At 71.0% G+C, this 9,209-nt stretch carries 9 protein-coding genes; 5 read left to right on the top strand and 4 right to left on the bottom strand.

From position 1 onward, the window contains the following. The first annotated feature begins 200 nt into the window (after window positions 1-200). The 3 genes from BA062_RS12275 to BA062_RS12265 are packed head-to-tail and all read left to right on the top strand — an operon-like array spanning window position 201 to window position 2,934. Complete coding sequence (locus BA062_RS12275) at window positions 201-614, top strand: CBS domain-containing protein (RefSeq protein ID WP_110336167.1); 414 nt, start codon at window positions 201-203, stop codon at window positions 612-614. Window positions 615-673: 59 nt separating this feature from the next. Next, complete coding sequence (locus BA062_RS12270; protein ID WP_245959791.1) at window positions 674-1,888, top strand: erythromycin esterase family protein; 1,215 nt, start codon at window positions 674-676, stop codon at window positions 1,886-1,888. Window positions 1,889-1,923: 35 nt separating this feature from the next. Next, a complete protein-coding gene (locus tag BA062_RS12265; protein ID WP_110336165.1) occupies window positions 1,924-2,934 on the top strand; it encodes a M14 family zinc carboxypeptidase in 1,011 nt (336 codons plus the stop codon). An 82-nt stretch (window positions 2,935-3,016) separates the two neighbouring features. On the opposite strand, the gene BA062_RS12260 is transcribed toward BA062_RS12265, so the two are convergent. Then, entirely contained in the window at window positions 3,017-3,868 is an 852-nt protein-coding gene (locus BA062_RS12260; protein WP_110336164.1) for a formate/nitrite transporter family protein, read from the bottom strand. 181 nt (window positions 3,869-4,049) lie between these two features. Then, window positions 4,050-4,340: a DUF1905 domain-containing protein gene (locus tag BA062_RS12255; protein WP_110336163.1), complete on the bottom strand. Its 291-nt coding sequence runs from the start codon at window positions 4,338-4,340 to the stop codon at window positions 4,050-4,052. A gap of 166 nt (window positions 4,341-4,506) precedes the next feature. On the opposite strand from BA062_RS12255, the gene BA062_RS12250 reads away from it, so the two are divergent. Next, complete coding sequence (locus BA062_RS12250; RefSeq protein WP_110336162.1) at window positions 4,507-4,926, top strand: hypothetical protein; 420 nt, start codon at window positions 4,507-4,509, stop codon at window positions 4,924-4,926. Window positions 4,927-4,989: 63 nt separating this feature from the next. Continuing rightward, window positions 4,990-6,405 (top strand): amidase, encoded by a 1,416-nt coding sequence (locus BA062_RS12245; RefSeq protein WP_110336161.1) that lies wholly within the window; start codon window positions 4,990-4,992, stop codon window positions 6,403-6,405. Here the strand turns inward: BA062_RS12245 and BA062_RS12240 are convergent. Both BA062_RS12240 and BA062_RS12235 read right to left on the bottom strand, forming a co-directional pair. After that, window positions 6,398-7,612 (bottom strand): metal-dependent hydrolase family protein, encoded by a 1,215-nt coding sequence (locus BA062_RS12240; RefSeq protein ID WP_110336160.1) that lies wholly within the window; start codon window positions 7,610-7,612, stop codon window positions 6,398-6,400. The two genes, BA062_RS12245 and BA062_RS12240, sit on opposite strands and share 8 nt — an antisense overlap. Next, window positions 7,609-9,120, bottom strand: a complete 1,512-nt coding sequence (locus BA062_RS12235) for a peptide MFS transporter (RefSeq protein ID WP_110336159.1) — start codon at window positions 9,118-9,120, stop codon at window positions 7,609-7,611. Before BA062_RS12235 ends, BA062_RS12240 begins: the two co-directional genes overlap by 4 nt. Window positions 9,121-9,209: the final 89 nt, after the last annotated feature.

Raw genomic sequence — 9,209 nt, 5'->3', positions numbered from 1 at the left:
GGCGGTTTGCGATGGCGTCGCTCATGGACGGATCACTGTCCGATCTGGACGCCGGGAACGCGTTCGTGCGCACCGTCCGGCGTGAGCGGCCCCGCGTTGTCCATAGTGGAACCGGTGGACGTTCGCGTTTGGCGGCGCCCGCGCCGGGTATGCCGGTGGGGTGGACCCGGTCCGGGTCCGGTGAAGGGAGTGAGCTCGCGATGACGAAGGCACGCGACATCATGACCAGGGACCCCGAATGCGTGCGCACCAGCGAAACCGTGTTGGACGCCGCGAAGCGGATGGCTGAGCTCGGCGTGGGTGCTCTGCCGATCTGCGGGGAGGACAACCGGCTCAAGGGCATGCTCACCGACCGCGACATCGTGGTCGAGGTACTGGCTGAGGGCAAGGACCCGCGCGCCGTGCGGGCGGGTGACCTCGCACAGGGCGAGGCCGTGACCATCGGCGCCGACGACGACGCCGACGAGATCTTCCGGACCATGTCCCGGCACCAGGTGCGCCGCCTGCCGGTGATCGACGGCCACGACCTCGTCGGCATCGTCGCGCAGGCCGACGTCGCCCGTGCGCTGGATGACCCGCAGGTGGGCGACCTGCTGGAGGCGATCTCGCGCTGAGTTGTCGAGAGGAGATCACCGGGCTGGCCCGGCCGCTGACCGACGCGGGAGATCTGGACGTGCTGCTGGACCGCGTCGGCGAGGCGCGGGTGCCGTGGCTCGCCGAGGCGAGCCACGGCACGCACGAGTTCTACGCGTGGCGGGCCGCGCTCACCGAGCGGCTCGTCGCCGAGCGGGGGTTCTCGTTCGTGGCGGTCGAGGGCGACTGGCCGGACTGCGACCGCGTCGACGCCTGCGTGCGCCGCCTGAGCGGTGCGCCCGGCGATCCGAGGGCCGCGCTGGGTACTTTCGAGCGCTGGCCGACGTGGATGTGGGCGAATGACGAGGTCGCCGAGTTCTGCCGGTGGCTGCGCGCGCACAACGCGGTACTGCCGCAGGGCGAGCGGATCGGTTTCCACGGGCTGGACGTGTACTCGCTGTGGGAGTCGCTGCGCGCGATCCTGGTCCACCTGCGTGAGCACGACCCCGATGCCGTGCCGACGGCGTTGGCCGCGTACCGGTGTTTCGAGCCGTACGACCAGGATCCGGGCGCCTACGCGCGCGCCACCCGGTTCGTGCCGGAGAACTGTGAGAACGAGGTCGTGGACCTGCTCGTGCGGCTGCGGGAGCGGGCTGCCGCCGACGGTCCCGAGCGGTTCCGGGCGTGGCAACACGCCGAGGTGGTGGCCGAGGCGGAACGGTACTACCGCGCGATGATCGGCGGGCGACTGGAGGCGTGGAACATCCGCGACCGGCACATGGCCGCGACGCTGGACCGGCTGCTGGCGCACTACGGGAAGGGGTCGAAGGCCGTGGTCTGGGCGCACAACACACACGTCGGCGACGCCCGCGCCACCGACATGGCTGAGGCGGGCGAGGTGAACCTCGGCCAACTCGCCCGCGAGCGTCACGGCTCCGCCGACACCGTGCTGGTGGGCTTCGGCTCGCACCACGGCCGTGTGGTGGCGGCACGGGCGTGGGGCGCGCCGACGGAGGTCCTGCCCGTGCCACCGGCCCGCCCCGGCTCGCTCGAGGATGTGCTGTGTGACGCCGCGCCCGAGCACGCCGCGTTCGTGTTTCCCGACGGCGAGCGGTCCCCCGAGGTTCTCACCGACGAGCTGGGCCACCGGGCGATCGGGGTTGTCTACCATCCCGAGCGGGAGCGGTGGGGCAACTACGTGCCCACCGTGCTCGGCGAGCGTTACGACGCCTTCCTGTGGTTCGCGGAGACTCGAGGAGTGCGACCACTGCCGATGAGCGTCGGGGACGTGCTCGAACCCGTCGAACGGGCGTAGCGGGCCCGCAGTTCCGGGCGGCAGACTGGCTGGTCATGATCAGATCGACGCTCACGGGACTGCTCGCCGCCGTCGCCGTACTCGGTTTCGTCTCACCGGCACAGGCCACCCCGCGCGACCGGCCGGTCGATCCCCGGCCCAGCACCGCCGAACTGGCCTGGGCGCTGCACGCGCTGGAATGGCGGAGCCGGGGTGCGGTCGACGTGTCCGAGATCGGCAAGTCCAACCAGGGCAGGCCGGTGTGGAGCGCCCGGGTCGGACATGGGCCGCTGCGCATCCTCTACATCACCCAGCAGCACGGCGACGAGCCGCTCGGCACCCCGGCGGCACTGGAGTTCCTGCGTGAGACCGGGGCCGGCCACAGCAAGTACCAGCGCTGGCTGCGTTCGCAGGTCACGGTGGACATCATCGTGCGGGCCAACCCGGACGGGCACGAGCAGAACTGGCGCTACAACTACGATCCGGACGCCCAGCCGGAGTACGGCGAGGCAGGCAAGGGCTACGACATCAACCGGTACCACGATCCGGCTGTCGCACCCGAGGACAACCCCGCCACCGAGGCCGGGCTGATCCAGGCCCACCACGCGGGCTTCGACCCGGACATCGTGGTCGACTACCACATGCAGGGCCGTTACGTCGACCACGAGGGCAGGGAGATCACCGCGTCGCTGATGTGGCCGACCCACCCCGGCGTCGCTCCCGCGGACGTCGCGCTGGCCAAGCAGATCTCGGTGGTGGCGCACCGGGCGATGACCGAGGCCGGCGGCAACGTCACGCAGTATCCCGGCGGTGACTACCAGGGCATCGCCCGCAACGCCTACGGGCTGCTCGGCAAGGGGAGTGTGCTCATCGAGCTGAGCGACCTGGGCGCCGAGCACGAGCAGGCGCAGATCGCCTCGGCGCTCAGCTCGATGCGGGCGATCGCGCGCGGCGCCGCCGACGGCTCGCTCGGCACGGTCGATCCCGGTGCGGCGGAGCGGATCCCGCCGCGCGGGGAGCCGTTGCCACGGGCCGCGGGCGCTCTCCTCGTGGACAGCGCCGACTGACCCACGGCCCCCGCACCGTGCAGTGAAGGCCACCTTCACTGCGTTCAACGCAGGCAAGGTGGCCTTCACTGCCGGGGACGGCTCAGGCGTTGACCTTGGCGGGGATGTCGAAGTCGTCCTCGACGGGGCGGCGCCGGGACATCCCGGTGCGGGCGTGGGTGGCGTAGAGCGTGAGCCCCACGAACGTGAGCCCGCCGACGAGGTTGCCGACGACGGTGGGGATCTCGTTCCACAGCAGGTAGTCGCCGATGGAGAAGTCACCACCGAGCATCAGCCCGCTCGGGAACAGGAACATGTTGACCACCGAGTGCTCGAAGCCCATGTAGAAGAACACCAGGATCGGCATCCACATCGCGATCACCTTGCCGGACACCGATGTCGACATCATCGCCGCGACGACACCGGTCGAGACCATCCAGTTGCACAGCACGCCGCGGATGAACAGGGTGAGCATCCCGGCCGCACCGTGCTCGGCGTAGCCCACCGTGCGATCCGAGCCGATCTCGCCGAGGCGCTGGCCGATCTCGTTCGGGTCCATGGAGAAGCCGAAGGTCAGCACCACAGCCATCATCAGCGCGACGGTGAGGGCACCGGCGAAGTTGCCGAGGAACACCAGGCCCCAGTTGCGCAGCACCGCGCGCAGGCCCACGCCGGGCCGCTTGTCGAGCCACGCGAGCGGCACCAGGGTGAACACGCCGGTGAGCAGGTCGAAGCCGAGGAGGTAGAGCAGGCAGAACCCGACGGGGAAGAGCAGTGCGCCGACGAGCGCGTTGCCGGTCTGCACGGTCACCGTGACGGCGAACGCCGCGGCCAGCGCGAGGATCGCGCCGGCCATGAACGCCCGGATCACGGTGTCGCGCGTGGACATGAACGCCTTCGACTCACCCGCATCGATCATCTTCCCGACGAACTCCGACGGGTTCACGTAGGACATGACGCCGCTCCTTGTGCCGCGGGCGCACCGGCGGCGCCCAGCGCCCGCCCGGTGTCCCAGATCAGGACTGACCCGGGTGAGTCTCGGTGCCGAATGTGTCCGGCTTGTGACGGCGCCGGTGCCATCGGATCACGTCGGGCTCACCGTCGCCGGGCGGGCGGTGTGCAGGCGTCGCGCCCGGTCAGCCGAGGCGCTCGCGCAGCCGGACGTGCACGGTGTCGCCCTCGCTCTTGCCGATGGCGCGGCGGACGTCGGTCTTCACGGGCAGCTTGTGGGTGCCGTCGCCGAGCGCCATGAACGACGCGCGGAACGGGTGGCCGTCGATCGTTCCGCGGACCTTGACGAGCCCGCGGGTGCCGAAGTACTCGGCGGAGCCGGGCATGACCACGTAGGTCCAGCCGCCCTTGCTGGGGCTTGTGCGCAGGGTCGCGGTGAACTCCTTGTCCAGCGGGCCCTGGTGCTTGCCGGTCATGTCGGCCTCCTCGTCGGGGTGGCGTGCGGTTCACCGCCTGGTCGAAGCCGGCGGCCCCTTCTCGACATCGTGGCGGAGAAAAGGTTCGTGACGCCGTGGACGCACCGATATGGATAGTGTAGCTTGCCGCTATAGATAGTGAAGCTATCCGATCTGGGAGGTCGCCATGACAACCACCGCCGTCCGCAGCCCGCGTTCCCGCTCGGTCACCCGCAGGGCGGTGCTGCACTACCTCGAGATGTCGGCCGCGATGGGCCTGGGCATGGCGATCCTCGGACCGCTGGTGCGCTGGGCCTTCGGTGCGGCGGGCTGGTCGGGCGTGTTCGAGTACACCGACGTGCGGGCGATGATCATGGCCACGGAGATGGCCGTCGCGATGGCGGCCTGGATGCTCGTGCGCCGGCACAGCCTCCCGGCCGTGGCCGAGATGACCGCGGCGATGTACTTACCGTTCGTGGTGCTGCTCGTGCCGTACTGGGCCGGGCTCATCTCCGGCGGCGCGCTGATGGGCATCGGGCACGCCGTGATGTTCGTGGCGATGGCCTGGCTCGTCTACCGGCGCAGGCACGAACACCACCACGGCTGACCCCCTTGCCCCGTGAACACCTCGGCGCCCACCCTTGGTCGTGATCGAACCTGGGAGGACTCGGTGAACGACGACCTCTGCCGGCTCAGCGCCGTGGAGCAGCTGTCGGCCCTGCGGCGGCGCGAGCTCAGTGCCGTGGAACTCATGCGGGCCCACCTCGACCGCATCGACCGGCACAACCCGCGGGTCAACGCGATCGCGACGCTCGTGCCGGAGCGGGCGCTGGCCGACGCGAAGGCCGCCGACGACCGGCTCGCCGCGGGCGAGGAGCCGGGCCCGCTGCACGGGCTGCCCGTCGCGCACAAGGACCTGCACCTGACCAAGGGCATCCGCACCACGTTCGGCTCGCCAGCACTGGCCGGCTTCGTGCCGGACGAGGACGACCTCGTGGTCGAACGGCTGCGAGCCGCGGGTGCCATCACCATCGGCAAGACCAACACCCCGGAGTTCGGCGCGGGCTCGCACACGTTCAACCCCGTCTTCGGCACCACGCGCAACCCCTACGACCTCACGCGCAGCGCCGGTGGCAGCAGCGGCGGGGCCGCGGCCGCGCTGGCCGCGGGCTTCCAGCCCATCGCCGACGGCAGCGACATGGGCGGCTCGCTGCGCAACCCGGCGTCGTTCTGCAACGTCGTCGGCCTGCGCCCCTCGCCGGGACGGGTGCCCGGCTACCCGTCCGCGCTGGGCTTCGCGCGCCTCGGCGTGCAGGGGCCGATGGCGCGCACGGTGGCCGACACGGCGCTGACCCTGTCGGTGCTCGCGGGCCCTGACGACCGCAGTCCCATCGCGCTGACCGACCCCGGCGAGACGTTCCGGCGGCCGCTGGAACGCGACCTCACCGGGTTGCGCGTGGCGTGGTCGCCGGACCTCGGCGGCGCCGTGCCGGTGGAGCGCGGCGTGCTGGAGGTGCTGACACCGCAGGTGAAGCTGTTCGAGCGGCTGGGCTGCGTCGTCGAACGGGACTGCCCGGACTTCACCGGCGCCGACGAGGTGTTCCGCACGCTGCGGGCGTGGCAGTTCGAGCAGTCCTTCGGCGAGCTCGTCGACCGCGAGCCGGATTCCGTCAAGCCCGCCCTGCGGCGCAACGTCGAGCAGGGCAGGGCGCTGACCGGCCCGGACCTCGGCCGCGCCGAGGCGCTGCGGACCCAGCTGTACCACCGGGTGCGGGAGTTCTTCACCCGGTACGACGTGCTCCTGCTGCCCGTGTGCCAGGTGCTGCCCTTCGACGCCGGGCAGGAATACCCGGCGTCGGTCGACGGCGTCCCGCAGGAGGACTACCTCGGCTGGATGCGCTCGTGCTACTTCGTGTCCACAGTGGGCAATCCGGCGCTGTCCGTGCCCGGCGGGTTCACCGACGGCGGGCTGCCCGTGGGGCTGCAGATCGTCGGCCCGCCGAGGGCGGACTTCTTCGTGCTCCAGGTGGGGTACGCGTTCGAGCAGGCCACCGGGTACGGCAGGCGCGCTCCCGCGCTCAGCTGACCGGATCGCGGTCGGCGACGTGCACGGCCCGCCCGTCCTGGTAGACGGCCAGGACGCGCTTGCCGAGGTCGTGCACGTCGAGTGGGTCGCCGTCCACGACCACCAGGTCGGCCCGCTTGCCGGGGGTCAGGGAACCGAGCGTGGCTTCGAGCCCCATCAGCTCGGCGGCGGACAGCGTCGCGGCGTGCAGTGCGTCGGCCGGGGAGAGGCCGTGCTCGACGAGGAGCTCCAGCTCGAGGAGGTTCTCGCCGTGTGGGTACAGGGGAGCGTCGGTGCCCATCGCGATCCGCACCCCGGCGTCGACGGCACGCCGGACGCTGCTCTCGCTCGGTGCCTGGATCTTCTCGACGATGTGCTCGGGGTAGGGGACACCGGACTCGATCGCCTGCCGCAGGCCCACTCCGGCGCTGAGCGTCGGCACGAGCCACGTGCCGCGCTCGGCCATCATCGCGAGCGTCTCGTCGTCGAGGAAGTGGCCGTGCTCGATCGAGCGGACCCCGTTGCGCACGGCGGCCTTCGCGCCCTCGCCGTGGGCGTGCGCCATGACGTGCAGCCCGGCCGCCGCCGCCTCGGTGACCATCATGCTGATCTCGTCGTCGCGGAAGTGCGGGATCCGCGGCCCCGCACCGCTCGACACGACGCCGCCGCTGGTGGCGACCTTGATGACGTCGGCACCCGCGCGCACCAGTTCCCTGATCTTGCGGCGGATCTCCTCCGGGCCGTCCACGATCACGGGCGGACGGCCGGGGTGCGGTGGAAGCAGGTCGAGGACACAGGTCGACGGCCACCACGGGTCACCGTGCCCGCCGGTCTGGCTGAGCATGTTGAGCGAGATCTGCATCCGTGGGCCGGGAATCAGCCCGCGTTCCTGCGCCACCCGCATGCCGAGGTCCGCGCCCGCGGCGTCCCGCACCGTGGTGACGCCCGCGGCGAGAGTCTTCGCCATGTTCCGCGCGCCCTCGTAGAACTGGAGCGAGAACGGCTGCTGCGCGCTCTCGACGACGTCCGAACCGGTCATCGTCAGGTGCACGTGGCAGTCGATCAGTCCGGGAAGGACGCCCCGGCCGGTGCAGTCCACCTCCTCGTCGCCGTCCAGTCCACTGCCCACGTCGACGATCCAGCCGTTCTCCACCGCGATGTCGGCGGATTCGGCGGTCAGGGACACCGCGTCGAACAGGGTGCCGCCGCGGAAGACGGTGCGCTTCATCGCTCAACTCCACTCAGGGTCCCGGCGCCGCGGTCACCGCTCGGCGCTTTCCGTTCGGTCTGCTTGCGGATGAGGGGAGTGACGGCGAGCAGCAGCAGCGCGATCACCACCGCACCGGCGCCGAGCAGGCCGAAGTAGGCCGCCGCCGAGCCGGCGTCGTAGAACTTGACGAGCTGGGCGCCGATGCCCTGGCCCGCGGCGTTGGAGGACAACCACAGGCCCATCGTCTGCGTGGCGAACGCGGCGGGCGCGAGCCGCGCCGTCGCCGAGAGCCCGATCGGCGACAGGCACATCTCGCCGATCGTGACGACCGCGAGGCTCGCGACCAGCCACAGCGGGTTGGACTGCCCGCCGCCCAGTGCGGGAAGCACGAGTAGCAGGTACGACAGCCCGGCGATGGCGAGGCCCACGGCGAACTTGTGGGCGGGCGACGGGGGCCGGGCGGACCGGTCGAGGCGCAGCCACAGCACCGCGAACACCGGGGTCAGGATGATCAGCACCAGTGAGCCGACCGACTGGAACCACGACGCCGGGATGGGGAACCCGAGCGCGTTCAGGTCGGTGCTCTCGTCGGCGTACTGGGCGATCACCGTCGCGCCCTGCTCCTGGATGCACCAGAAGGCGACCGCCGCGACGAACATCGGGATGTAGCCGCGGACCCTCGCGCGTTCGACGGTGGTGGTGCGGCGGCTGCGCAACATGACCGTGAAGTACGCGGCGGGGACGGCGATCGCGACGACGCTGATGACGTTGACGATGCCGCCCGCGTCGAGGGTGCCCGTCGCCACGGTCACGACGATGATCGCGACGAGCGCGGCGATACCCGTGAGCACGCCCGCCAGCCGTCCACGCGGGACCTCCCGCAACCGCAGCGGGTTCTTCGGCCGGTCGCTGAGCGGGCTCAGGTGCCGCTGCGTGCGGACGTACACGATCAGGCCGAGCGCCATGCCGACGGCCGCGATCCCGAACCCGAGGTGGTAGTCGTACGTCTGGCCGACCGTGCCGACCACGAGCGGTGCGGCCACGGCGCCCACGCTGATGCCCATGTAGTAGATGCTGAAACCGGAGTCGCGCCTCGGATCGTCGCGCGCGTAGAGGTCGCCCACGGATGAGGAGATCGTCGGCTTCAGCAGCCCGGTGCCGCTCGCGATGAAGATCATCGACGCGAACAGGGCTCCAGCGCCGGCCGGGATCGCCAGGCAGATGTGCCCGCACATGATCAGGACGCCGCCGAGCAGGGTCGCGCGCCGGTCGCCGAGGAGCCGGTCGCTGATCCAGCCTCCCAGGATCGCGGCCATGTAGGTCGCCGAGCCGTACACCGCGATGAGGGACCTGGCGTCGGCGGAGTCGATCCCGAGTCCGCCGTCCAGCATCCGGTCGGTCATGTAGTACAGCAGCAGCGCCCGCATGCCGTAGTACGAGAACCGCTCCCACGCCTCGGCGAAGAACAGCCCCACGAGGCCGCGGGGCTGGCCGAAGAACGCGCGATCCGTATCCGTACTGCCCATCCCACCGCACCCTTCGCCCGGACCCGTGATTGGCAGCAGACGATACATCTGCACTATCGGGCGATCAAGAGACGATTCGACGGCTTCCG

The sequence above is a fragment of the Prauserella flavalba genome (assembly GCF_003202235.1).
GTDB classification, from domain to species: Bacteria; Actinomycetota; Actinomycetes; order Mycobacteriales; family Pseudonocardiaceae; genus Prauserella_A; species Prauserella_A flavalba.
This window is presented reverse-complemented; position numbering and strand designations above follow the sequence as displayed.

Bases quoted from the DNA above. Each gene is read 5' to 3' on its own strand.
- BA062_RS12255 (WP_110336163.1), bottom strand. From the start codon at position 4,340: ATGACCGGCAAGCACCAGGGCCCGCTGGACAAGGAGTTCACCGCGACC.
- BA062_RS12265 (WP_110336165.1), top strand. From the start codon at position 1,924: ATGATCAGATCGACGCTCACGGGACTGCTCGCCGCCGTCGCCGTACTC.
- BA062_RS12240 (WP_110336160.1), bottom strand. From the start codon at position 7,612: ATGAAGCGCACCGTCTTCCGCGGCGGCACCCTGTTCGACGCGGTGTCC.
- BA062_RS12235 (WP_110336159.1), bottom strand. From the start codon at position 9,120: ATGGGCAGTACGGATACGGATCGCGCGTTCTTCGGCCAGCCCCGCGGC.
- BA062_RS12250 (WP_110336162.1), top strand. From the start codon at position 4,507: ATGACAACCACCGCCGTCCGCAGCCCGCGTTCCCGCTCGGTCACCCGC.
- BA062_RS12275 (WP_110336167.1), top strand. From the start codon at position 201: ATGACGAAGGCACGCGACATCATGACCAGGGACCCCGAATGCGTGCGC.
- BA062_RS12260 (WP_110336164.1), bottom strand. From the start codon at position 3,868: ATGTCCTACGTGAACCCGTCGGAGTTCGTCGGGAAGATGATCGATGCG.